The sequence below is a fragment of the Pseudomonas sp. S3_G06 genome, from assembly GCF_054667565.1.
Genome location: NZ_CP162738.1, coordinates 2,642,097 through 2,665,181 on the forward strand (window position 1 = coordinate 2,642,097; position 23,085 = coordinate 2,665,181).

A 23,085-nucleotide genomic window follows, 5' to 3' on the forward strand; every position below is an offset into this window, starting at 1 on the left:
GGCGGCTTTCGTCCAACTTCACCGACGCCAGCCGCCGTACGCTGCCCTTTCAAACAGGATGACCCGCAGGATGAACATGACTGAATACGTCTTTACCCCGGATCTGCCCGTGACCTTGCCGGTACTCGGCACCGAGCAGCGCTTCCCCGTTGGCCGGGTGTTCTGTGTCGGCCGCAACTACCCATGGCCGGACACTCAAGGCCAGTCGCGCCAGCCGCCAGTGTTTTTCATGAAACCGCCGAGCTGCGTGGTCGATGCCGTCGGCGACATCGCCTTCCCGACAGTGTGCGAGGACTTCGTTCACGAAATCGAACTGGTCGTCGCCATCGGTGAAGGCGGCGCCAATATCCCCGAGGATCAAGCGCTCGCCTACGTGTGGGGCTACGCCGCCGGCCTCGACCTGACCCGCCGCGATGTGCAACGCGCAGCCAAGAGCAACGGCCTGCCGTGGGAAGGCGCCAAGGTGTTCGACGGCGCCGCGCCGATGACTGCCGTCGTCCCGGTGAGCCGCAGCGGCCATCCCGAGGGCGAATTGTGGCTGAACGTCAACGGCGAAGAACGCCAGCGCGACAACCTCGACAGCCAGATCTGGTCGGTCAGTGAAGTGATCGCCCGCATCTCGCAATCCGTGGCCCTGCGCGCCGGCGACCTGATCATGACCGGCAGCCCCGCCGGCGTTGACAACCTGCAACCGGGCGATGTGATCAACGCTGGCATTGACGGCATAGGCCAATTGCAAATGCGCGTCGACCCACGGCCCTGATTCCAGCGGATTGAGAAAAAGGAGAACAACAATATGACGACCTCTTTGAAAGTCGCGCTGGTGACCGGTGCCGGCAGTGGCATCGGCCGCGCTGTGGCGCTGGGCCTGATGGCCGATGGTTTCACCCTCGTGCTCGCCGGACGCCGGCCCGAGCCCTTGCAAGCGTTGGCCGAACTGGCGCAGAGCCAGGGTTATCAAGCCTTGGCGGTGCCCACCGACGTGCGTGATCCGGCCAGTGTCGACGTGCTGTTCGCGACCATTGCCGAGGTCTACGGGCGCCTCGATGTGGTCTTCAACAACGCCGGCGTCAACGCCCCCGCCGTGCCGCTGGATGAACTGACCTTCGAGCAGTGGCGCAACGTGATCGACACCAACCTCAACGGTGTCTTTCTCTGCGCTCGCGGCGCGTTCGGGCTGATGCGCAAACAACAGCCGCAGGGCGGACGAATCATCAACAACGGTTCGATTTCCGCACACACACCGCGCCCGTTCAGCAGCGCCTACACCGCGAGCAAACACGCCGTGCTCGGCCTGACCAAATCCCTGGCGCTGGACGGCCGCGAATTCAACATTGCCTGCAGCCAGATCGACATCGGCAATGCCCTGACGGAAATGTCGGTGCGCATGACCAAAGGCGTGCGCCAGGCCAATGGCAGCATCGCCGTCGAGCCGATGGTCGACGTCAAACACGTCGCCGATGCAGTGCGCTACATCGCCGGCCTGCCGCTGTCAGCCAACGTCCTGAACATGACCGTCATGGCCAGCGCCATGCCGTTTGCCGGCCGCGGTTGAGCCGGCCTTTTTATTGCGTAACGAGGTAGCCATGAAGCCAGAAATCCTGCAACTGAGCCCGATCCTGATCCCGGAAATCAACGCGCGTCTGGACGAACTGTTCACCGTACGCCGCTACTTCCAGCAAGCGGACAAACCCGCCTACATAAACGACCACGGCGCCAACATTCGTGGCGTGATCACCGGCGGTCACACCGGCATCAGCCAGGCGCTGATGGCGCAACTGCCGAACCTGGAAGTCGTCGCGGTCAACGGCGTCGGCACCGACGCCGTTGACCTGGCCTACGCCCGCGACCGCGGCATCCGCGTCACCGCCACCATCGGCGCCCTCACCGAAGACGTCGCCGACCTCGCCATCGGCCTGCTCATCTCGGTCTGTCGCGGTTTGTGCACCAGCGACCGCTACGTGCGCTCCGGCCAATGGCCACAAAGCCCGACCCCCCTCGCCCCGCTGCCCTTGGCCCGACAAGTCTCCGGCATGCGCATCGGCATCGTCGGCATGGGCCGCGTCGGCCGCGCCATCGCCACCCGCGCCGCCGCCTTCGGCTGCCCGATCAGCTACACCGACTTGCAACCGATGAGCGACGTCCCCCACACCTTCGTCGCCGACCTCAAACAACTGGCCCGCGACAGCGACGCCCTGATCCTCGCCGCCGCAGCGGACAAGGGCGAAGCGATCATCGACGCGCCAGTGCTGCAAGCGCTGGGCAAGGACGGTTACCTGGTCAACGTCGCCCGGGGCAAACTGGTGAATGAGGCGGATCTGGTGGCCGCGCTTTCAGCTGGTGAAATTGCCGGGGCTGGGCTGGATGTGTTTGTCGATGAACCGAATGTGCCCGAAGCGTTGTTTGCTAATGAACAAGTGGTGCTGCAACCGCATCGGGCCAGCGCAACATTGCAGACTCGCACGCGGATGGGGGAAATGGTGGTGGCGAGTCTGGTTGATACGTTTGCGGGGAAAGTGCCGGTTGGGTGTGTGACCGGGTGAACGGGTTCCGGAGCGCTGTTCGTGATCGCGGCACACACCGCCTTCGCGAGCAGGCTCACTCCTACAGGTTTGATTGCGTACATTCAGTGAGAAATTGGGCGTCTGTCAGGCCGCCTTCGCTGGCAAGCCAGCTCCCACAGGTTTTTGTGGCGTGAACAGGAATTGGTCAACACCCAACGTCCAAGGCAGGCTTGCTCTCAACAGAAAAGCAAAAGCGAAGGCCAGATCAAAAGATCGCAGCCTTAGGCAGCTCCTACAGTTGGATCGCGTTCCGCTCAAGAACAGGTCGACTGTCAGGCCGCCTTCGCGAGCAGGCTCGCTCCCACAGAAAAGCAAAAGCAAACCAAGCAGGCCGTCCCGCCACCCAACACGATGAGCGCAAGCTCGAGTAGCTTTTGATCCTGGAGCCCGTCGGCAGGCTGAGTGGAGGGATTGATCCGGGGGTGGGAGCGCAGCGACCGTCTGGCGCAGCCAGACACAGCGGAAGGAGGTGCAGCGGAGCAAACCGGAGCCGCTGCGCCCGGATCGATCCCGGAGCGAAGGAACCCCGAGCCCCAGCGAGCGGGCCGAACGTCAGGGCGAAGACCTTTTGGTTCCTTTTGGGGCGTTTGCCAAAAGGGACTCGCCGTAAGGGCGAAACCGCCAGCCGCAACACCACCAAAAAAGGATATACACCCAAAAACCCCAAAGCATGGTCGGCCCAAAGGCCGCCAAGTCCCCAAAAAAAGCCCCACAACCGAAAACCAGTGTGGGGCGAAAAAATTGGTTGGTTGCGGCCAACCAAAGGAGCTCTGTCAAAACCCGTCAAGCGCTCAGATCAAATACACTCCTGAGCCGCCCGCTCAAAACTCGAAGGCAACAAATTCGACGCCAGCAAATGCCGTTCATAAATGAACACCTTGCCGCCCTTCCCCGCCTTGTACGCCTCCAGCACGTTATCCGCCGACACCTTGCTCGGTACCACGATCCGATAACTGCGCTGACTCTGCGAAACCGTCGGATTCAACGCACTGCCCTGCAACTTCGGCACCACGCAATCGGCGTACTGCGCCGGCGTCTTGCTGGTCTGCAAGGTCAAGGTCGGATCGTTCGGCGCCGAAGCGCAACCGGCGAGCAACAGGGAAACAAAAGCCATGGCTGGCACGAATAAAGGACGCATGGGGTAAATCCTGAAAATAAGGTTCGGTTCAACCGGCAACGGTTCGACTTCACGGCGCCGCCGTTGCCATTTACGTTTTAAGAATCAGCTCGACGCCACCAGGGCCTTGAGCGACACATCGAATTGCTTCAGCGCATTGAGTTGCAGGTCACGCTGCTGATTGATCTGCGCGGCGATCTGCGGCGCCGCCTGGTTGTGCACCCAGACCGAAGGCAACTCTTGCTCAATCGCCCCCTCGGCCTTGCCGATGTACTGCAGATCGGCGTCGTAGAACCGTGCGGAAAAACGCGCTTCGACCAGACTGTTGCGCTGAGTCAGCAAGCGGTTGAAGGTGTCGAGCTTGACCACCACGTCCGGATGGGCCTGAACCAGCGCATCGAGGTTGTCGTAGACGGTCACCGAGACGAACTGCTGTTGCAGCGAACTCATCAGCCAGTCGAGGGCCAGTTCCGGGTCGGAGCTGCCGACAAACGCGTCGCGGATTCGCGAGTCCAGTGCGTCTTTCGCACCGTTCAGCGCCATGTCGTGGTAGCGCTCCAGGTATTGCAGGTTCTGCAAAGTGTTTTCGCTCAACAACACACCCACGGTCTGCGTGTGCTGCAACGCCGAGGCGCTGGCAGCGATGGGTTGCAGGTGACACGACCGGGCGTCGTTTGCGTAAGCCGGTGCGGTAACTACCCCGCCCATCAGCAGGGCGATCATTGCCAGTCGAGTCAGAATGTTCATCGCGCAATTTCCTTGAGCTGCGTCTTCGATGGAGGCGATTTTCCGCCGATCGCTGGCAAAGCAGAACTTGCGTTTCTTGATGGTCACTATTACTTCCAGCAATAGTTGCGTGCCACGCAGACTGATGCACACTGGACCTGCCAACAAAATGATGAGGGTCTCGCCTTGAGAACGTTCGATCTGATCCGTGACGCCGTACTGCCCGAATATCGCGAGCGCGTGGCCGAATACCTGATGCAATACGAAAGCGTCCTGCTGGACAAAAACAGCCGCGATGCGCAAGTGATCCGCGACACTGCCCAGCAATTGCGCGGTTACCTGCGCGGGCTCAACACCACGCGAGTGCTGGGCATGGCCTATTGGGAAGAGCTCGATCGCCGCGTGGTAGACACCTGGCTAAGCCCGCAAGAGTGACCGCTGGAGCGCCGGTGGTCCGCCCGGCAACGCGCCCCCTGCGAAAAACCTGACCAAACGCTTACAATCGCAGGCCTATTGCCATACAGACAGGCCTGCCCGGAAATGCCGCTCGACCCGCCAACGATGCTGACCATCACGATCGCCCTCGCAGCCGCTGCCGCGCTGTACCTGGCAGTCGAGTGGCGCAGCATCCGTGAGCCTTCGCTACTGTTCTGGAGCGCCGGTTTCGCCACCATCACCATCGGTTCCACCCTGGCGCTGCTGCGCAGCAGCGGTTTTCTGCTGCTCGGCATCTGGTTCGCCAACGGCTTGCTGGTGACCGCGCATTTCTTTTTCCTGCTCGGCGTGGCGCGCTTCACCCAGACCCGACTGTCGCCGGCGTGGTACCTGATTTTCGCGACGTGGCTGATCATGTTGATGTTGCCGGACGGCCCGCTGTGGTCCAAGGCCATGCTGGTGGCCAACTCGCTGCTGGTGGCGATCCTGACACTCAAGGCCAGTTCGCTGCTGCGCCCGCACGGCAAGTCGTTGAGCGTTGGTGCGGTGCAATTGCGCTATGTGCTGCTCGGTCACGGTATCTTTTATGTGGCCAAGGCCCTGACCGTAGTGATCCCCGGCACCCTTATCGATCTGGCGGCGTTTCGTGGCGAGATCATTCAGATCTCGCTGGTCGAAGGCGCGATGGCGATCATGTTGATCGCCCTGTCGATGACCGGCACCGAGCGTTATCGCCGGGAAAAGCAGATCGCCCGCCTCGCCGAGCGCGATCCGCTCACGGCCCTCTACAACCGCCGCGCCCTGGAAAAGCGCACGCCTCGCCTGCTGGCCGGCGTATCCGCGCAAAGGCCGGGTGCATTGCTGTTGATCGATATCGACAACTTCAAACTGGTCAACGACCAGTACGGGCATATTGCCGGTGATCGCTTGCTGATCGCCTTGAGCGAGATGATCCGCGCCCAGCTGCCGCCCCATGCGTTGACGGCGCGGCTGGGTGGCGATGAGTTTCTGATGCTGCTCAACAACGCCTCAGCCGAAGCTATCCTTGAACTGGGCAATGCCTTGCGCGAACAGTTTCTGGCCCTCGCGTCGCACACCTATCCCACGTCCGCTGCGGTGACTTTGAGCATCGGCGCCACACTGTTCGACAAACCGCCGGCCAGTCTGGCGGCGCTGATCGAACTTGGCGACGCCGCGCTCTATGAGTCCAAACGCGGCGGCCGCAACCGCTTGCGCCTGTCCGGCCTCGCCACTCCAGGATGAAACCCGCCATGTCCAGCCACGACACCCCGCTGCAAGACCTCGCCGCCCCCGAAGGCGTTTGTTACGGCTGCGGCGGCCGCAATCCGCAAGGCCTGCACGTGAAAAGTCGTTGGGATGAGGACGGCAACCACGTCATCGCCGAGCATCTGCCCGAAGCGCAATATTGCGGCTGGCCGGATCTGGTTTACGGCGGGCTGATTGCCATGCTCGTCGACTGTCACTCCAACTGGACCGCCATGGCCTGGCACTACCGCGCAGAAAACCGCGAAGCCGGCAGCCTGCCGCGCATCGACTGCGTCACCGGTAACCTCGGGATCAAGTTCATCAAGCCAACGCCGATGGGCGTACCGCTGCTCTTGCGCGCACGGGTCGAAGGTGAAGTCGGGCGCAAGACCCGGGTGATTTGCGAGGTGTATGCAGGGGAAGTGCTGACAGCGGTGGGTGATTCGGTATTTGTGCGGGTGGATACGGGGCAGTTGGCGGATGCAGCGCATGGCCGCTGAGCTTGGCTCGATCTGTAGGAGCTGCCGAAGGCTGCGATCTTTTGATCTTGCTTTGGTCAAAAAAAATCAAAGTCAAAAGATCGCAGCCTTCGGCAGCTCCTACATTTGGATCGCCTGCTCTCAATGCGACAAGGTTGTCCCATTCGCCCGCGCCGCATGCAGCTTTTTATAGCTTTCGATCAAGCGCAAATGCCGGTCCAGCCCTTCCAGCTTCATGCTCGTTGGCGTCAAACCGTAAAAACGCACACTGCCATTCACCGAACCAATCGCCGCATCCATACGCTCGTCACCAAACATCCGGCGGAAATTGGCTTCGTAATCCTCAAGCTCCAGGTCCTCATCCAGCTCCATCTCCAGCACCACATTGACCGCTTGATAGAACAAGCCACGCTCAACGGTGTTGTCGTTGTATTGCAGGAATGCCTCAACCAGATCCTTGGCCTCGTCAAACTTCTGCAGCGCGAGGTAGATCAGCAGGCGCAGTTCCAGAATCGTCAGCTTGCCCCATGGTGTGTTGTCATCGAACTCGATGCCGATCAGCGTGGTGATATCGGTGTAGTCGTCCTGCTCGCTGCGTTCCAGGCCCTGGACCAGATTGCGCAAGCCAACCTTACTGAGGTTGTGCAGATTGAGGATGTCGGCGCGAAATTGCAGGGCTTTGTTGGTGTTGTCCCAGATCAGGTCTTCGACCGGGTAGATCTCCGAGTAATCCGGCACGAGGATGCGGCAGGCGTTGGCGCCGATGTGCTCGTAGACCGCCATGTAGACTTCCTTGCCCATGTCTTCGAGGATGCCGAACAGGGTCGCGGCTTCTTCGGCGTTGGAGTTTTCGCCTTGGCCTGAAAAGTCCCACTCGACGAATTCGAAATCTGGCTTGGCGCTGAAGAAGCGCCACGACACCACACCGCTGGAATCGATGAAGTGCTCGACGAAGTTGTTCGGTTCGGTCACTGCCTGTCCCGAGAACGTCGGCTGCGGCAAGTCGTTGAGGCCTTCAAAGCTGCGGCCCTGGAGCAGTTCGGTCAGGCTGCGTTCCAGCGCGACTTCCAGGCTCGGGTGCGCGCCGAACGAGGCGAAGACGCCGCCAGTGCGCGGGTTCATCAGGGTCACGCACATCACCGGGAATTCACCGCCCAGCGAGGCGTCCTTGACCAGCACCGGGAAGCCCTGCTCTTCCAGGCCCTTGATGCCGGCGAGGATGCTCGGGTATTTCTCCAGTACCTCTTGCGGTACGTCCGGCAGGGCCATTTCGCCTTCGAGAATTTCGCGTTTGACTGCGCGCTCGAAAATTTCCGACAGGCACTGCACCTGCGCTTCGGCCAAGGTGTTGCCAGCGCTCATGCCGTTGCTCAGGTAGAGGTTTTCGATCAGGTTGGACGGGAAGTACACCACTTCACCGTCCGACTGACGCACGAACGGCAGCGAGCAGATGCCGCGCTGGGTGTTGCCGGAGTTGGTGTCGTACAGGTGCGAACCGCGCAGCTCGCCGTCGCGGTTGTAAATGCCGAGGGTGTAGTCGTCGAGAATCTCGCTTGGCAACTCGTCCTGCGGACCCGGCTTGAACCATTTCTCGTCCGGATAATGGACGAATTCGGCGTTGGCGATGTCTTCGCCCCAGAACTGATCGTTGTAGAAGAAGTTGCAGTTCAGGCGCTCGATGAACTCGCCCAGCGCCGAGGCGAGTGCGCCTTCCTTGGTCGCGCCCTTGCCGTTGGTGAAGCACATCGGCGAATGCGCATCGCGAATGTGCAGCGACCAGACGTTGGGCACGATGTTGCGCCACGAAGCGATTTCGATCTTCATGCCGAGGTCGGCGAGGATCTTCGACATGTTGGCGATGGTCTGTTCCAGCGGCAGGTCCTTGCCGGCAATGTAAGTGCCCGCCTGGGAGTCGGACTGCGGCATCAACAAGGCCTGGGCATCGGCGTCGAGGTTGTCGACTTCTTCGATGATGAACTCGGGGCCGGTCTGCACCACTTTCTTCACGGTGCAGCGGTCGATGGAACGCAGGATGCCCTGGCGATCCTTCTCCGAAATATCGGCGGGCAATTCGACCTGAATCTTGAAGATCTGGTTGTAGCGGTTTTCCGGGTCGACGATGTTGTTCTGCGACAGGCGAATGTTCTCTGTCGGGATGTTGCGCGTGTCGCAGTACAGCTTGACGAAGTAAGCCGCGCACAAGGCCGACGACGCCAGGAAGTAGTCGAACGGCCCCGGTGCCGAGCCATCGCCCTTGTAGCGAATGGGCTGATCGGCGATCACCGTGAAGTCGTCGAACTTGGCTTCAAGTCGAAGGTTGTCGAGAAAGTTGACCTTGATTTCCATGCGGGATTACCAGAATACGGCTAAACGAATGGCGGCCATTATCCGGTTTTTGTGCGGGAAGTCTCGCCCTTTCGGGATTCGCCGCTGGCCGGCGGTTCTGGAAATTCCAACGGATTCGCTACACTTTGAAAAAATCCAGGCGATACCAATAACAACAATCTGAACATTGTGCGCTCGCCATTGTTCTAGATTCAGAAGACACCGGATCAAGGACGAGCACATGGCCGTTACTCTCCCTGCGCAGCCAATCCCGACCCCGCAACGCGCCGTGACCCGGCGCCTGGCCATCGCCGTTGGCGCACTGTTTGTTGCGGGTGTCATCGCCGCGATCAGCACCTTGCTTGGCATCGCCAATACCCTTGACGCGAAGGATCTGGAACAGAACCAGTTCTATTCCGTGCGCGCCGTGGAAAACCGCATCACCGCGTCGAAAAACTACATCACCAGTTACGCCTACTGGACCCGCGCCTATGAAGCCTTGAGCGGGCCGATCGACGTCAACTGGGCCTACACCGAACAGAACATGGGCAAGACTCTGTTCACCAGCGACGGCTACGACGGCGTGTTCGTCCTTGATCGCAATCGCACCAAGTACGCGGTGATTCGCGGGCAGATGGTTGAAACCGACGTATCCAGCGTACTGCAAGCGCCCGCCTCGGCGTTGGTCGAGCAGGTGCTGAGCCAGCCTGATCTGACCAAGCCGATCAGCAGTTATTCATTGTTCGAAGGCTGGCCGGCGTTGATCACCGCTGCCGCGATCATTCCCAACGACGAGCGCCCGCTGGATGAACTGAGAAACACCTCGGTGCTGGTGTTCGTCGACAAGCTGACCCCGACCAAACTGCGCAAAATCGGCAGCGGTTATGGCCTGACGAACCTGACCCTGGTCCCGGACGACACCATTGAAAAAGGCCATCCAAGCGTGCCGCTCGACAGCACCGGGTACAGCCTGGTCGCCGACCTGCAACGGCCCGGTCAGCAATTGTTGTGGACGCTGGCGCCGCCGCTCGGCGCGACGTTTCTGGTGCTGATGCTGCTGACGGCATACTTTTTCCGCCACGCCCTGCGCTCTTCGCAATACGTCGACAACAGTATCCATGCCATGCAGGCCTCGAATCAGGCACTCGAGAAAGCCAATCATGCCCTCGAAGCCAGTGAAGAACGCTTTCGCGCCGTGGCCGAAGCGGCGTCGGACTGGATCTGGGAAGTTGATGATCAGTTGGCGCTGACCTATCTGTCGGCGCGCTTCAGCGAAGTCACCGGCTACCCGCAAGCCCTGTGGCTGGGCCAGGACATCGGCGAATTACTGACTTGCGACACCACGCCACTGGAGCTATGGCTGCGCAAACTCAGCGAAGAAAACAGCGCCGGCGATTTGCGCTGCACTTATCGCGATCACTCCGGGCAGCCGCGCCACTGCCGGCTCTCGGCGCGGCCGATTTTCGACAAGGACAGCCTCGTCGGCTATCGCGGCACTGCCAGCGATATCACCGACGAAGTCGCCGCCCATGCGCAGATCCAGCACCTGTCGATGCATGACGCCCTGACCGGTCTGCCCAACCGCAACAAACTGGCGCGCTATCTGGATGAAGTGCTGATATTGAAAGAACACTCGCCACCGCTGTCGCTGCTGATGATCGATCTGGACAACTTCAAACCGATCAACGATTCCCTCGGCCATCCTGCCGGTGACGCGGTGCTCCAGGAAGTCGCCACGCGTCTGCGCGAATGCACCCGCGAGCACGACCTCGTCGCCCGCCTCGGTGGTGATGAATTCGTCGTGGTGCTCAATGGCATGGACAGCCATAACGAGATCGACAAATTCTGCACACGGCTGATCGGCAGCCTGCATCAGCCGATCCTCTACGAACAGCATCCGCTGTATATCGGCGCCAGTGTCGGCATCGCCCTGAGTCGTCGGCACGGTTTCGTCGCCAGCGATCTGATCCGCTACGCCGACATCGCGCTGTATCAGGCCAAGTCCGACGGCAAGAACACCTGGTGCTATTTCGAAGCGCACATGAGCGATCAGATCCAGACGCGTCGGCAAATGGAAGATGACTTGCGCCATGCGCTCAAGCACAACGAATTTGTCCTGCACTATCAGCCGCGCTACAAGGTCGACGGCAAACACATCGTTTCGGTGGAAGCGCTGGTGCGCTGGCAGCATCCGACCCAGGGCTTGGTCGGGCCGGACCTGTTCATTCCGCTGGCCGAGCAGACCGACCTGATCGTCCCGCTGGGGCGCTGGGTGCTGCGCGAAGCCTGCGAAACCGCGCTGGAATGGCCCCATGACATTCTGCTGTCGGTCAACCTCTCGCCTGCCCAGTTCGCCCTCAGCGATGTCGTCGAGGATGTTCGTGAAGTGCTGGTGGATACGCGTTTCCCGGCCAGCCGTCTGGAGCTGGAGATCACCGAGAACGTGATGCTCAACGACACCGATGGCGCGCTGACCACCATGAATCAGCTCAAGGAGCTCGGCGTACGCCTGAACATGGACGACTTCGGCACCGGCTATTCGTCGCTCGGTTATCTGCGCGCCTATCCGTTCGACGGGATCAAGATCGACAAACGCTTCATCGCCTCGATCAGCAGCGGCACCAACGACCGTGCCGTGGTGCAGGCGATCATTGGCTTGGGCAAGGCCATGGGGCTGACGGTGACGGCCGAAGGCGTCGAGACCGAGGAGCAACTGGCGATTCTCGGCAAGGATCAATGCAACGAGGTGCAGGGTTATTTCATGAGTCGGCCGATCGACAAGGCGGCTTTTGCTGATCTGCTACGAGCTTCGCGACTGTCGCTGGTGAGCAAAAAAGGTCGGGTGACGTGAATCTCAGCCATCGCTGGCAACGCGCACTTTGCCGCTGAACACGCGGAAACCGAAGGTGTTGTAGGCCAGCGTGATGGGGATCAGCACGGCGAATCCGACCAGCATGAAGATCTGGCTGGTGGGGCTTGAGGCTGCTTCGCTCAAAGTCAGATCCGGCGGAATGATGAAGGGAAATAGCGCGACCAGCATCACCGCGAAAGCCAGCACAAAAACGCCCAGCGCGGCGAACAGTGGGATGAAGTCGAAGCGGCTGTGAAAGCCTTTGCTGAATATACATCCTAGAGCACAGAGGATGACCCCTGCCGGCAACCACAGCCGAATATCGGCAAGCCGCCGGGCGTATTGCGGTTGCAACGTCGCCGTCCATGCAATCAGCACCAGTAATAACGCCACGGTGACAAGGGACAGCGCGCGGGCCTGGCGGGCCGAGTGCTGCTGCAATTCATCAAGGGTGCGCCAGTACAGCCAGCACGTCCCCAGCCAGACGTACCCGAGCACTAGCACCAGACCACAAAACACGGGGAACGGACTTAGCCAATCGCGGCCATCGCCAATGTACTGACCGCCCTGATGCGCAACGCCTTGCACGAGGGTGCCGAGCACCATGCCCTGGACAAACCCGGTCAGCAGCGAAGCCAGCGCCAAAACGCCGTCGACGATGCGCTTGCGTCGCTCGTTCGGTGCGTAATCGCGAAACTCCAGCGCCATGGCCCGCGCGATCAAGGCGAGGAACATCACGATAAAAGGCACGTACAAGGCCGGCAGCAAGATCGCGTACGCCAGCGGAAACAACGCCAGCAGCCCGCCGCCGCCGAGCACCAGCCAGGTTTCGTTGGCGTCCCACACCGGCAGAATCGACACCGCCATCACCCTGCGCTGCTTGCTGCAAGCCGTGCGCCCCATGAGCATGCCGACGCCCAGATCGGTGCCGTCGAGCAGCACGTAGTTCATCACCGAGAACGCCAATGCGGCAGCGCACAACAGCGTCAGCCAGTCGGTGTCCATGTGTGCGCCTCCTCAGTGCCCGGTTTCGTCGGCAAGGGTGGGCTGCGGCCCCGGTTGATCCTGCTGCGGCGGCTCGCGCAACAGGCGCAGCAACACCCACAGACCGATGCCGAAGATCAGCAGATAAAACAGCAGAATCAACCAGGTCGAGCCGACGACTTGAGCCCTGGACACCGATGACAGACTGTCCGCCGTGCGCATTAATCCGTAAACGGTAAACGGCTGTCGCCCCACTTCGGTGACGACCCAGCCGCTGAGCATCGCCAGGAATCCGGCCGGCGCCAGCAGCACGCACGCGCCCAGCCAGCGGCGCGCCGTGTACAGGCGATTACGTCGGCGCAGGATCAGGCTGACCACACCCTGCCCAAGCATCAACAGCCCCAACCCGACCATCAGCCGGAACGCGAAAAACACCGGCGCCACGGGCGGGATGTCCTCAGGCGGGAACTCATCAAGCGCGGCGATGGTGCTGCTCAGGTCATGCTGCAAATACAGCGAGCCGATTCGCGGAATGGCGATTTCCCAATGGTTGCGGCGCTCTTGCATATCCGGCCATGCGAACAGCCGTAGCGGCTCCCCTGCCCCCGGCGTCGGGCGAGTCCATGAAGCTTCGATTGCCGCGACTTTCTGCGGCTGGGCGTGCAAACTGTGCCGGCCATGCAGGTCCCCGACAACGATCTGCACCGGCATCAGCAGCGCAATCACCCACAGCGCCATTGAAAATTGCAGGCGAGCACGCGGGTTTTCCCGGGCCTTGCGCAATTGCCAGGCGCTGATCCCGGCAATCAGCGTCGCGCTGCCGATGAAAACGGCGAGCAGCATGTGCGCCAAGCGATAGGGAAACGAAGGATTGAAGATGATTGCCCACCAGTCCTCGGCGAGGAAACGCCCGTCCGCGCCAATCGAATAGCCGGCGGGGGTTTGCATCCATGAGTTGGCGGAAAGAATCCAGAACGCGCTGATCAGCGAGCCCACCGCCACCGCACATGTGGCAAAAAAGTGCAGACGCGGGCCGACCTTTTTCAGGCCGAACAGCATGATGCCGAGAAATCCGGCTTCAATGAAAAACGCCGCCATCACCTCATAGAACATCAGCGGACCAAGGACATCGCCGGCCTGCACCGACAGCCGCGACCAGTTGAGGCCGAACTGATACTCCAGAATCAATCCCGACGCCGTGCCCACTGCGACATTCAGCGCAAACACTTTGAGCCAGTAGCGATAGACATCCAGATAAACCTGACGCCCGGTTCTCAACCACAACGCTTCCAGCACCATGAGGAAATTCGCCAGACCGATGCTGAACGCCGCCAGCACGATGTGGAAGCTGATCGTGATTGCGAACTGGGCGCGGGCCGCCATTAGGGCCGAATCGACAGCCTCCATCCATCAGCCGCTGTAGAACACAGCAAGCTTGTTGCCTTCAGGATCGCGCAGATAGGCCACGTAAAAGTCCGGCGTATAGGCTTCGCGCGTGCCCGGCGGTCCTTCATTGCTGCCGCCACTGTCGAGCCCGGCCTTGTGCACCTGATCGACCTTGTGCCGCGAGTCGGCGCGAAATGCCGGCATCATGCCGTTGCCGGGTGTCGCCGGCTCACCATTGAACGGTTGCGAGATGTGCACACTCCCGGGCCCGTTGGACTTGTCGGCGCAATCGGGCAAGTAGAAACAGTAGTGTTCTTCGCGATCATGCCGGTAGCCAAGCGGCGTCAGGATCGCCTTGTAAAAAGCCGCCGAACGCTCGACATCGTTGGCGCCGATAAACAGATAACTGAGCATGGGATGTCCTCCGATGGCAGCTGTCAGCGCTGTGGCTGTTCCTCGTTCAGGGTAAAAACATTGCCAGCGTCGCGCACCAACTGGCGCCATTCGGCACTGGTGATCAGGCCTTGCTCCTCCATCTGATCCGCAGCCTTGAGCAACTCGTCATATTGCTGTTCCGGATCCAGATCGCCCTCGGCCTGCTCCGCCATCCTGCGCCATGCCGCCAGTGATGCCTTCTTTTGCTGATCGAACATACGGGTATCTCCTGAGGGACTTACCCGGTAGAAAAATCAGCGCGACAGAGGTTCAGGGCAGACGACGGATGGACGGTTTCAAGGGGAATTCTTTTGTAGGAGTGAGCCTGCTCGCGATAGCGGTATATCGGTCAAATTACATTTGAATGTTCCTCCGTCATCGCGAGCAGGCTCACTCCCACAGAAAAGCAAAATCAAAAGATCGCAGCCTTCGGCAGCTCCTACAGTTGCATCGCGTACCACCTCAAGAACAGGTCGGCTGTCAGGCCGCCTTCGCGAGCAGGCTCGCTCCCACAAAAGCAAAAGCAAAGCAGCGCAGCTGCCCGCGGCGCAGCCGGCCCACTCAACAATGAGCGCAAGCTCGAGTGCGTTTGATCTTGCTTTTGATCCACCGGCGACGTCGGAAGGCTGAGTGGAGGGATTGATCCGGGCGTGGGAGCGCAGCGACCGTTCGACGAAGTCGAACACAGCGGAAGGAGGTGCAGCGAAGCAAACCGTAGCCGCTGCGCCCGGATCAGTCCCGTAGCGAAGGAACCCGAGCCTGCGAGGGCCGAACGTAGGAGCAAGCCTTTTGGGTTACCTTTTTGGCGTCTGAAAAAGGTGACTCGCCGTAAGGGCGAAACCGCCAGCCGCAACACCGCAAAAAACGGATATTCACCCAAACCAACCAAAGCCTGGTCGGCCCAAAGGCCGCCAAGCCCCAAAAAACCCGCAAATGTCAAAACCGCTCAGCCACCCGCTTATACGGATAATCCGGCTCGCGGTACTTGCCCGGCTTCTGCCGTTTCGGCAACTCGACCTTGTCGCGCTTGACCTCCTCATAGGGGATGCGACTGAGCAGATCAGTGATGATGTTCAGCCGCGCACGACGTTTGTCGTTGGAATCGGCCACCATCCACGGCGCCCAATCGGTGTCGGTATGCTTGAACATCTCGTCCCGCGCCCGTGAGTAGTCATACCAGCGACTGTAGGATTTCAGATCCATTGGTGTCAGTTTCCAGATCTTGCGCCCGTCATTGATTCGCGCTTCGAGCCGGCGGGTCTGTTCCTCCGGACTGACCTCAAGCCAGTACTTGAGCAGGATCACCCCCGAATCAACGATGGCGTTCTCCACCCAAGGAATCGACTTGAGAAACTTGTCGGCCTGCTCCTCGGTGCAAAAGCCCATGACCCGTTCGACACCGGCGCGGTTGTACCAACTGCGGTCGAAAATCACCACCTCGCCGCCCGCCGGCAGATGCGGCAGGTAGCGCTGCACATGCATCTGGCTCTTTTCGCGATCGGTTGGCGCCGGCAGTGCCATCACCCGGAAAACCCGTGGGCTGACGCGTTCGGTGATCGCCTTGATCACCCCGCCCTTGCCTGCACCGTCGCGCCCTTCGAAAACAATACACACCTTGACACCTTTGGCGATGACCCACTCCTGCAGCTTGACCAGTTCAATGTGCAGCTTGCGCAGCTGTTCCAGATAGTCCTTGTTTTTCAAGCGTGGACGTTCGATTGCCTTTGCAGGTTTCTTCTTGTCTTTCGCCATGAACCTGTCCTCGCGCTTCAACAGCCCGCTGAATTTGTTTATTGACCCGAAGGGCCTGAACCGTGAGGTTAGTTCACGCCCGGTTGTTTGCCATTGCCGGGCAAAAAAGCCATGTCGCCATGTGTTTCCTGAGATTGTTCCGACGTCGCACTGTTCATTGCCCGATCCCTGTTTGCTGGAGTTTTTTCGATGCCGTCGTCCAAATCATTGCCCACTGCCCTGCTCGGTCTGGCCCTGGCCTGCCCAGTGATGGCCGAGACCCAAGGTCTGGAGCTGGGGCAAGTGCTGATTTCGGCAGATGAGCGCAGTGGCAGCGATGCAGCGGTCGAAGAAGCGCGGGAACGCCTTGAGCAGGTTCCCGGCGGCGCCAACGTGGTCGACATGCGCAAACCGATTCAGGGCCGCGTTGCCAGCAATCAGGATGTGCTGGCCTATCAGCCGGGGGTGTATGCCCAGTCGGCGGGCAACGAAGGCGTGAAGATTTCCATCCGTGGTTCAGGCATCAACCGCGCACCCGGCGCCCATGCGTCGGGGCTGTACACGATGCTGGATGGCTTGCCCCTCACCGGCCCCGGCGGCACGCCGTATGAATTGCTTGAGCCGATGTGGGTCGACCATGTCGAAGTGCTGCGCGGCGCCAACGGTTTCGATCGCGGCGCGCTGGCGCTGGGCGGCGCTATCGATTACGTCAGCCACACCGGTTACACCGCGCCGAAACTGCAAGTGCGTTACGCCACCGGCAGCCATGGCTATCAGCAGCGCCAGGTCAGCTCCGGGCAAGTGCTTGGCGATTTCGATTACTACGTGTCGCTGACCGATGCCAATGCCGACGGCTATCAGGACCACACCGCCAGCGAGAGCAAAGGCCTGATCGCCAACTTCGGCTACCGCTTCAACCCGAATCTGGAAACCCGCTTCTATTTCCGCTATCGCGAGACTGACAACGACCTCGCCGGTCGCGTGACCAAGCATTCCATCGAACACAGCCCACGGGCAGCCAACCCGGCGTATGTGGCCCGCGATGACAGCCGCAAGCAGCCCGGCAGTACCTTCATCGGCAACAAAACCACGTTCTACCTCGACGACGATTCGAGCATCCAGACCGGCTTCGTCTACCACGACTACCCGATGGATCTGCGCGAAGGCCCCAACAGGCTGAAGGTGGCATATTCCGACGTCAGCGGCACCTTCGACTACAAACGCCGCGACACCCTGTTCGGCATGGAAAGCCGCAGCAATGTCGGCCTGCGCGTGACCAAGCACCTGCCCAACGACGGCGCCAGCGAGTTCGTGCGCATCCCGAGTGGCAACACCGCCAGCTACGCCCCGGGCACGCGGATGCGCAACTTCACTTACCAGGGTTCGGACACCGTCCTGCATTTCGGCAATGACCTGGAAATTGCCGACGACCTCTGGCTGACCACCGGCCTCGCCGCGATCTACACCCGCCGCGAAAGCGCCGTGACCTATCCGCAGGGCGGCGGCAAAACCAGTCTCAGCGACTGGGACTATGCACCGCGCATCGGCCTGCGCTATCAGATCACCCCCGACGTGCAAGTGTTCGGCAACCTAAGCCGCTCCGTCGAAGCACCGCACCCGTGGTCGCTGATCTACAGCTCCAACGTGCGCTTCCCTGCCGGCAACGGCGCCGCCACCGGCACCCAGCGCGACCCGATCGAACTGCAAAACCAGACCGCAACCACTCTGGAACTCGGTGGCCGTGGCGACAGCAAACTGGGCGCATGGAGCCTGGCCTGGTACTACGCGCAAGTTCGTCACGAACTGCTCTCGGTGCTGCCGGACGCCAACGCCGTCACGCCCTACGAACTCAACGCCAGCCCGACCGTGCACCAGGGCATCGAGGCCAGCCTCAACAGCAAACTCTGGACCTCCGCCGACGGCCGCCAGTTGAGCTTGCGCCAGGCCTACACCTTCAGCGACTTCCACTACCGCGACGACGAACGCTTCGGCGACAACCGCCTGCCAGGCCTGCCGATGCATTATTACCAGGGCGAACTGCGTTACGACTGGCCGCAGGGCTTCTTCGCCGCCGTGAATACGCAACTGGTGTCCAAAGTTGCCGTGGACTACGCCAACAGCTACTACGCCGACCCGTACGCCCTGTTCGGCGCCACGCTGGGCTACAACGCGCCGAAGGGCGACTGGCAAGGCTGGGTCGACATGCGCAACCTGACCGGCAAGCGTTATGCGGCAACGGTCACGCCGGGGTATGACGACAAAGGTCTGGATGCCGCGCGGTCGACCCCGGGTGAAGGGATGGGGGTTTATGTTGGGGTTTCGTGGAGTTTGTTGTGAGGCCTGTTGGCTGTAGACGGACAACTCCAGCCAATCTGCACTACGCTGGCTAGCGATATGAGACAGCTTGCGGAAGGTTCGCTCAATGACAGTCTGCTGCCCTGATTGTGGGTTCACCACCGATAACCTTCCGCCCACGCATAAATGCCCTGAGTGCGGAGAGTTTTCCCACGATTGGTTGATTTACGACTGGGAAGAATTTGTTGCGATCAAACGTCGGCACATCAAGTACAACGTCGCGATTCTTGGGGGATTGCTGATCAATGTGCTTCTGGCCCTCGCGCTTCAGTCCAGCAATGCTTTCCAGTGGTTTCTGACGCTATTGGCGATACCGGCGATAATCAGCTGCCTTCGTTGTCGCAGACGATTACGGGCGAGGTCAGCGTATAAAGGCCACGAAGTTGGAGTTTTTTTTCCGTGGTTTAGCGGGTTGGGTGGTCTTTAATGGCTGTGCAATAAGGAGCTCTTGCCAGCTCGACGTCCTCTTGCAGTACGAATCCGAAACGCAACAAGCGGTAGCAAGCCCTTCAAGGAAGATGTAGATGCGCGAACGCAAAGCAGCACGATTATTGGTCATAAGTCCCTCGCAAGAAGTTCTGCTTTTCAGATTCATCCATGAAAACGGCGCCTTGGCCGGCAGAAATTACTGGGCAACCCCAGGCGGCGGCCTTGAGGCCGGTGAGACATTCCATGACGCTGCAATACGTGAGTTGCGTGAGGAAACCGGTATTGAGGTCCTCACGGTTGACGGACCTGTAGCGCACCGTGATTTTTCCATGCTATTACCCAGCGGCGAAACTGTACTCGCGGTCGAACAATATTTCGTCGCGCATACGCCAAGCGAGCGGCTATCCAGAGCTGGCTGGACTCAGGAAGAAACCGAGGTCATGGCCGATCATCGTTGGTGGTCCGCTGAATCGCTACGAGGCACCGACGATCAGATATGGCCCGAGAGGCTGGATGAAATGCTGGTGAATGCAGGCATCTTCGAGTCGGTCAGGTAATCATCGCTCTCCACTGAAAATAACGGACTGACCTCATGGATACTTCCCAAGAAAACCCATTGGAAACATCGCTCCGACTCGCCGCGGACGAACCCGCGCATCGCCCTGAGTTCTATCGAACCCTCCTGGACTCGACCGTCTACATCCTCGGCACCGCCGGTGCGGCGCAAGGCCATGTCAATCTCGAAGCCGGCAGCAACATCAGCATCGCTCATTGGCAGAAGCCCGATGGCACGCCGGTCATTCCGTTCTTCTCCTCACTGCCAACGCTGCAACAATCCATCGACAGCGAGCAGAGCTATGTGGAGATACCCGCCCGATCATTGTTCGAAATCACGCTGGGCGCGCTGCTCTTTCTCAACCCTAAGTCACCGTACGGTAAAGAATTCCTCCCGGATGAAGTGCAACGCCTGCTCTCAGGCGAAATCGGCCGGCCCGCCACGCAGCGTACCGTGGAAAAAGAAACCAACGTCTTGCTTGGACAGCCTTCGGACTACCCATCGACGATGGTCCATTCGCTCTCGCAATTGCTGGCCAAACACGCCAATGTGAAACGCGCATTCCTGGCGCTGATGCACGACCCCTCGATTGATGAAAAACCGCACTTGATCGTCGGCATCGAAGCGGATGGCGATATCGAACAGGTCATGCGCGAAGCCGGCAATGTCGCTGCGGACACAGCCCCCGATGGCGGACCAGTTGATTTTTGCCGCGTGCTGACGGGACAAGCCGGGCTGAGTGATTACTTCCTCAGGGAGACCAAACCGTTCTACGAACGCAAGTCACCGAGCAGGCTGCGTTCGTTATTTGGCTTTGGTTGACACGCCTGCATGCCGCTTGATCAGCAGGCCAGTGGTCGATTCTGATGAGCGTAACCTTGGATTCTCTCAACCCGCCCTCATAACAGTGGGTATCCCCACATCGTCTCGAGAGGAAGCACACACCATGACCACTCAAACCGAAACTGCCATTCTCGCCGGCGGCTGCTTCTGGGGCATGCAGGATCTGTTGCGCCGCTATCCGGGTGTGCTGAAAACCCGCGTCGGCTATACCGGCGGCGATGTGCCGAATGCGACCTATCGCAACCACGGCAACCACGCCGAAGCCATCGAGATTGAATTCGATCCGGCGGTAATCAGCTACCGGCAGATCCTCGAGTTCTTCTTCCAGATCCACGACCCGAGCACGCCCAACCGTCAAGGCAACGATCTTGGCCCGAGCTACCGGTCGGCGATCTACTACCTCAACGACGAGCAGCGTGCCGTCGCCGAAGACACCGCTGCCGATGTCGACGCCTCGAAGCTGTGGCCGGGCCGTGTGGTAACCGAAATCGAACCGGCCGGGCCGTTCTGGGAAGCGGAACCCGAGCATCAGGATTACCTGGAGCGGATTCCGAATGGCTACACTTGCCATTTCATCCGGCCTAACTGGAAACTGCCGAAGCGCGGTTGAAGAAACTGCTGGCGGGGTTCAATGCCCCGCCACCACCGAAGCTTCTACAGAGCGCGGGCCCGACTTGAAACCGTGGGCCCGGGCACCCCAGGCAATGGCGAAGGCGATAGCGACCAGTGCCAGCATGGCCCACGGAAATGAGGCAACGCCCCACTGATCGAGCAGCACGCCGCCGACGACACCGCTGCCAGCGATCGCGCTGTTCCACGCCACTACATTCAACGACAAGGCGACATCCGCTCCGTTGCCCGCCGCGTCAGCCAGCGCCGTTTGCAACAGCGTCGCCGCGCCGCCGAACGTCAAACCCCATACCGCCACGCCGAGATAAATCACCTCTGGGTTGCGTCCGCCAAAACCCAGCGCCACGCAGACCGCGGCAAAGGTCGCCAAACTCAGCAGAACAGTCGAGCGCAGCAGCGGCTCGACCAGCTTCGCCGTCAGCCATATCCCGACCAGCGCGGCGATGCCGAAGATCAACAACACCACATCTACCCGCTCGGCCATGCCCGCCGGCGCCACGAACGGAGCGATATAGGTGTAGAGAATGTTGTGCGCCAGCATCCAGCTGATCACCACTGCAAGCACAGGACGCACGCCCGGGGTAGTCAAGACTTTGCTCAGCGATAGGCGTTGATGGGCCGGCTGCGGCGGGTAGTCGGGCACTTTCACCAGCACCCAGACGATCAGTACCAAGGTCAGCGCCGACATCAGGCCGAATGTAGTGCGCCAACCGACCAGCCCACCGAGCCACGTACCCAGAGGCACGCCCAGCGACAGCGCAATCGGTGTGCCGACCATCGCCAGTGCCAACGCCTTGCCCTGCTGTTCGGGCTCAACCATGCGTCGCGCATAGCCGGCCAACAGACTCCATGCCAAACCCGCTGCAACCCCGGCGAAGAACCGCGCGACCAGCGTAACGCCGTAGTGCGACGACAGCGCGGTAATCGAATTGAACAGCAGGAAACCGACAATCGTCAGCAGCAGCACGTTGCGGCGCCGCCAGCCCCGGGTGGCGATGGTCATCGGGATCACCGCCAGTACGGAACCCAATGCGTACGCGGTAACCATTTGCCCGGCCATGGACGGCGAAATCGCCAGGCCTTCACTGATCAACGGCAACAGGCCCGCCGGCAGGGTTTCGGTGACGATGCAGATGAAGCCAGTCATGGCCAGCGCCAGCAAAGCGCCGATGGGCAGACCTTTTGGCGTAGCCGTTAACGTGATTGAAGGTGTCACTGGAAGCTCCTCGAAAAACCGACTCAGATTTAAGTACCGATCGATCTAGATCCTGAGGGTGCATGCGCAGCGTTGTCAACAATTTCTGTATCGACTAGTCTTTATATTAAATCAATGAGGAGTCAGGTCATGGCGAGAACCGGTCGCCCCCGTCAGTTTGATCGCGACGACGCCGTCGATCAGGCTTTGCAACTGTTCTGGCAACACGGCTACGACGCGACATCGCTGGCCCAATTGAAGGCAGGCCTGGGTGGCGGTATCTCTGCACCTAGCTTCTACGCCGCGTTCGGTTCCAAGGAAGCGTTGTTCGATGAATGCGTGCAGCGTTATTTAACCACCTATGCGCAAGTCACCGAGTGCCTGTGGGACGACAGCCTGCCACCACGCCAGGCGATCGAGACCGCTTTGCGCCAGTCGGCACGCATGCAGTGCGACGACACACACCCCAAGGGCTGCATGGTTACCCTCGGCGTCATGAGCGCACCGAGCCCGGAAACCGCCCATGTGGCGCAAGCCCTGACCCACTCAAGGCAGCGCACCCGTGCCGGCATTCAAGCCTGCGTCGAACGCGCTGTGAATGCCGACGAGCTGGCCAGCGGCACAAGTGCGGCGGCGATGGCGACGGTATTCGACAGTTTCCTGCAGGGCATATCCATCCTCGCCAGAGACAACACCGCGCTGGATAACATTGATGCTGCTATCACTCAGGTCATGCAAACCTGGGACATTGCCGTCACGCGTAAGGCGGATTGATCAA

Annotated in this window: 21 protein-coding genes; 12 read left to right on the top strand and 9 right to left on the bottom strand. The window is 60.4% G+C overall.

Annotated elements, in window-relative coordinates; all coding sequences use genetic code 11:
- Positions 1-70 precede the first annotated feature (70 nt).
- From AB4N47_RS11760 to AB4N47_RS11770, 3 genes are read left to right on the top strand one after another with little or no spacing between them, the layout of a single operon-like run.
- Entirely contained in the window at positions 71-763 is a 693-nt protein-coding gene (locus AB4N47_RS11760) for a fumarylacetoacetate hydrolase family protein (RefSeq protein ID WP_341637715.1), read from the top strand.
- 33 nt (positions 764-796) lie between these two features.
- Positions 797-1,555: an SDR family oxidoreductase gene (locus AB4N47_RS11765; protein WP_122880747.1), complete on the top strand. Its 759-nt coding sequence runs from the start codon at positions 797-799 to the stop codon at positions 1,553-1,555.
- A gap of 31 nt (positions 1,556-1,586) precedes the next feature.
- Positions 1,587-2,543: a 2-hydroxyacid dehydrogenase gene (locus AB4N47_RS11770; protein WP_341637716.1), complete on the top strand. Its 957-nt coding sequence runs from the start codon at positions 1,587-1,589 to the stop codon at positions 2,541-2,543.
- An 817-nt stretch (positions 2,544-3,360) separates the two neighbouring features.
- Here the strand turns inward: AB4N47_RS11770 and AB4N47_RS11775 are convergent.
- Positions 3,361-3,702, bottom strand: coding sequence for a YajG family lipoprotein (locus tag AB4N47_RS11775; RefSeq protein WP_071172017.1), 342 nt, complete (start codon positions 3,700-3,702; stop codon positions 3,361-3,363).
- An 84-nt stretch (positions 3,703-3,786) separates the two neighbouring features.
- Complete coding sequence (locus AB4N47_RS11780) at positions 3,787-4,428, bottom strand: ATPase (RefSeq protein ID WP_341637717.1); 642 nt, start codon at positions 4,426-4,428, stop codon at positions 3,787-3,789.
- A 165-nt stretch (positions 4,429-4,593) separates the two neighbouring features.
- On the opposite strand from AB4N47_RS11780, the gene AB4N47_RS11785 reads away from it, so the two are divergent.
- The 3 genes from AB4N47_RS11785 to AB4N47_RS11795 all read left to right on the top strand — a co-directional run bounded on the left by AB4N47_RS11785 (position 4,594) and on the right by AB4N47_RS11795 (position 6,608).
- The gene (locus AB4N47_RS11785) at positions 4,594-4,842 is read left to right on the top strand and encodes a hypothetical protein (protein ID WP_341637718.1); all 249 of its coding nucleotides are present in this window, start codon (positions 4,594-4,596) and stop codon (positions 4,840-4,842) included.
- A 105-nt stretch (positions 4,843-4,947) separates the two neighbouring features.
- On the top strand, positions 4,948-6,105 hold the full coding sequence (locus tag AB4N47_RS11790) for a GGDEF domain-containing protein (RefSeq protein ID WP_341637719.1): 1,158 nt from the start codon (positions 4,948-4,950) through the stop codon (positions 6,103-6,105).
- An 8-nt stretch (positions 6,106-6,113) separates the two neighbouring features.
- On the top strand, positions 6,114-6,608 hold the full coding sequence (locus tag AB4N47_RS11795; protein WP_122610560.1) for a PaaI family thioesterase: 495 nt from the start codon (positions 6,114-6,116) through the stop codon (positions 6,606-6,608).
- A gap of 120 nt (positions 6,609-6,728) precedes the next feature.
- On the opposite strand, the gene AB4N47_RS11800 is transcribed toward AB4N47_RS11795, so the two are convergent.
- The gene (locus tag AB4N47_RS11800) at positions 6,729-8,933 is read right to left on the bottom strand and encodes an OsmC domain/YcaO domain-containing protein (RefSeq protein ID WP_341637720.1); all 2,205 of its coding nucleotides are present in this window, start codon (positions 8,931-8,933) and stop codon (positions 6,729-6,731) included.
- A 220-nt stretch (positions 8,934-9,153) separates the two neighbouring features.
- On the opposite strand from AB4N47_RS11800, the gene AB4N47_RS11805 reads away from it, so the two are divergent.
- On the top strand, positions 9,154-11,763 hold the full coding sequence (locus tag AB4N47_RS11805) for a bifunctional diguanylate cyclase/phosphodiesterase (protein WP_460154545.1): 2,610 nt from the start codon (positions 9,154-9,156) through the stop codon (positions 11,761-11,763).
- A 3-nt stretch (positions 11,764-11,766) separates the two neighbouring features.
- Here AB4N47_RS11805 and cydB read toward each other — a convergent pair whose 3' ends face one another.
- The 5 genes from cydB to ppk2 all read right to left on the bottom strand — a co-directional run bounded on the left by cydB (position 11,767) and on the right by ppk2 (position 16,320).
- The gene (gene cydB, locus AB4N47_RS11810; RefSeq protein ID WP_341637722.1) at positions 11,767-12,768 is read right to left on the bottom strand and encodes a cytochrome d ubiquinol oxidase subunit II; all 1,002 of its coding nucleotides are present in this window, start codon (positions 12,766-12,768) and stop codon (positions 11,767-11,769) included.
- A gap of 12 nt (positions 12,769-12,780) precedes the next feature.
- A complete protein-coding gene (locus AB4N47_RS11815) occupies positions 12,781-14,130 on the bottom strand; it encodes a cytochrome ubiquinol oxidase subunit I (RefSeq protein WP_341637723.1) in 1,350 nt (449 codons plus the stop codon).
- Between the two features lie 27 nt (positions 14,131-14,157).
- Positions 14,158-14,547 carry a VOC family protein gene (locus AB4N47_RS11820; RefSeq protein ID WP_341637724.1) on the bottom strand — a complete coding sequence of 130 codons (390 nt, stop codon included), beginning with the start codon at positions 14,545-14,547 and terminating at the stop codon, positions 14,158-14,160.
- Positions 14,548-14,570: 23 nt separating this feature from the next.
- Positions 14,571-14,786, bottom strand: a complete 216-nt coding sequence (locus AB4N47_RS11825; RefSeq protein WP_016774424.1) for a hypothetical protein — start codon at positions 14,784-14,786, stop codon at positions 14,571-14,573.
- A gap of 718 nt (positions 14,787-15,504) precedes the next feature.
- Positions 15,505-16,320 (bottom strand): polyphosphate kinase 2, encoded by an 816-nt coding sequence (gene ppk2 / locus AB4N47_RS11830; RefSeq protein WP_341637725.1) that lies wholly within the window; start codon positions 16,318-16,320, stop codon positions 15,505-15,507.
- A 189-nt stretch (positions 16,321-16,509) separates the two neighbouring features.
- Here ppk2 and AB4N47_RS11835 point away from each other — a divergent pair, with 189 nt between their 5' ends.
- The 4 genes from AB4N47_RS11835 to msrA all read left to right on the top strand — a co-directional run bounded on the left by AB4N47_RS11835 (position 16,510) and on the right by msrA (position 21,092).
- On the top strand, positions 16,510-18,636 hold the full coding sequence (locus AB4N47_RS11835) for a TonB-dependent receptor family protein (protein ID WP_341637726.1): 2,127 nt from the start codon (positions 16,510-16,512) through the stop codon (positions 18,634-18,636).
- A gap of 542 nt (positions 18,637-19,178) precedes the next feature.
- The gene (locus AB4N47_RS11840; protein ID WP_122507041.1) at positions 19,179-19,640 is read left to right on the top strand and encodes an NUDIX hydrolase; all 462 of its coding nucleotides are present in this window, start codon (positions 19,179-19,181) and stop codon (positions 19,638-19,640) included.
- A 35-nt stretch (positions 19,641-19,675) separates the two neighbouring features.
- On the top strand, positions 19,676-20,461 hold the full coding sequence (gene sseB, locus AB4N47_RS11845; protein ID WP_341637727.1) for an enhanced serine sensitivity protein SseB: 786 nt from the start codon (positions 19,676-19,678) through the stop codon (positions 20,459-20,461).
- Positions 20,462-20,585: 124 nt separating this feature from the next.
- Entirely contained in the window at positions 20,586-21,092 is a 507-nt protein-coding gene (gene msrA / locus AB4N47_RS11850; RefSeq protein WP_016774420.1) for a peptide-methionine (S)-S-oxide reductase MsrA, read from the top strand.
- A gap of 18 nt (positions 21,093-21,110) precedes the next feature.
- Here the strand turns inward: msrA and AB4N47_RS11855 are convergent, their stop codons facing one another.
- A complete protein-coding gene (locus tag AB4N47_RS11855) occupies positions 21,111-22,328 on the bottom strand; it encodes an MFS transporter (protein ID WP_016774419.1) in 1,218 nt (405 codons plus the stop codon).
- 129 nt (positions 22,329-22,457) lie between these two features.
- On the opposite strand from AB4N47_RS11855, the gene AB4N47_RS11860 reads away from it, so the two are divergent.
- Positions 22,458-23,081 carry a TetR/AcrR family transcriptional regulator gene (locus AB4N47_RS11860; protein ID WP_016774418.1) on the top strand — a complete coding sequence of 208 codons (624 nt, stop codon included), beginning with the start codon at positions 22,458-22,460 and terminating at the stop codon, positions 23,079-23,081.
- Positions 23,082-23,085 lie beyond the last annotated feature (4 nt).

Excerpts from the sequence above, each read along its gene's own strand:
- AB4N47_RS11825 (WP_016774424.1), bottom strand. The coding sequence starts at position 14,786 with ATGTTCGATCAGCAAAAGAAGGCATCACTGGCGGCATGGCGCAGGATG.
- AB4N47_RS11775 (WP_071172017.1), bottom strand. The coding sequence starts at position 3,702 with ATGCGTCCTTTATTCGTGCCAGCCATGGCTTTTGTTTCCCTGTTGCTC.
- AB4N47_RS11795 (WP_122610560.1), top strand. The coding sequence starts at position 6,114 with ATGTCCAGCCACGACACCCCGCTGCAAGACCTCGCCGCCCCCGAAGGC.
- AB4N47_RS11780 (WP_341637717.1), bottom strand. The coding sequence starts at position 4,428 with ATGAACATTCTGACTCGACTGGCAATGATCGCCCTGCTGATGGGCGGG.
- cydB (WP_341637722.1), bottom strand. The coding sequence starts at position 12,768 with ATGGACACCGACTGGCTGACGCTGTTGTGCGCTGCCGCATTGGCGTTC.
- AB4N47_RS11790 (WP_341637719.1), top strand. The coding sequence starts at position 4,948 with ATGCCGCTCGACCCGCCAACGATGCTGACCATCACGATCGCCCTCGCA.
- AB4N47_RS11860 (WP_016774418.1), top strand. The coding sequence starts at position 22,458 with ATGGCGAGAACCGGTCGCCCCCGTCAGTTTGATCGCGACGACGCCGTC.
- AB4N47_RS11820 (WP_341637724.1), bottom strand. The coding sequence starts at position 14,547 with ATGCTCAGTTATCTGTTTATCGGCGCCAACGATGTCGAGCGTTCGGCG.
- AB4N47_RS11770 (WP_341637716.1), top strand. The coding sequence starts at position 1,587 with ATGAAGCCAGAAATCCTGCAACTGAGCCCGATCCTGATCCCGGAAATC.
- AB4N47_RS11760 (WP_341637715.1), top strand. The coding sequence starts at position 71 with ATGAACATGACTGAATACGTCTTTACCCCGGATCTGCCCGTGACCTTG.
- ppk2 (WP_341637725.1), bottom strand. The coding sequence starts at position 16,320 with ATGGCGAAAGACAAGAAGAAACCTGCAAAGGCAATCGAACGTCCACGC.
- AB4N47_RS11815 (WP_341637723.1), bottom strand. The coding sequence starts at position 14,130 with ATGGCGGCCCGCGCCCAGTTCGCAATCACGATCAGCTTCCACATCGTG.
- AB4N47_RS11835 (WP_341637726.1), top strand. The coding sequence starts at position 16,510 with ATGCCGTCGTCCAAATCATTGCCCACTGCCCTGCTCGGTCTGGCCCTG.
- AB4N47_RS11805 (WP_460154545.1), top strand. The coding sequence starts at position 9,154 with ATGGCCGTTACTCTCCCTGCGCAGCCAATCCCGACCCCGCAACGCGCC.
- msrA (WP_016774420.1), top strand. The coding sequence starts at position 20,586 with ATGACCACTCAAACCGAAACTGCCATTCTCGCCGGCGGCTGCTTCTGG.
- AB4N47_RS11800 (WP_341637720.1), bottom strand. The coding sequence starts at position 8,933 with ATGGAAATCAAGGTCAACTTTCTCGACAACCTTCGACTTGAAGCCAAG.
- AB4N47_RS11765 (WP_122880747.1), top strand. The coding sequence starts at position 797 with ATGACGACCTCTTTGAAAGTCGCGCTGGTGACCGGTGCCGGCAGTGGC.
- AB4N47_RS11840 (WP_122507041.1), top strand. The coding sequence starts at position 19,179 with ATGCGCGAACGCAAAGCAGCACGATTATTGGTCATAAGTCCCTCGCAA.
- sseB (WP_341637727.1), top strand. The coding sequence starts at position 19,676 with ATGGATACTTCCCAAGAAAACCCATTGGAAACATCGCTCCGACTCGCC.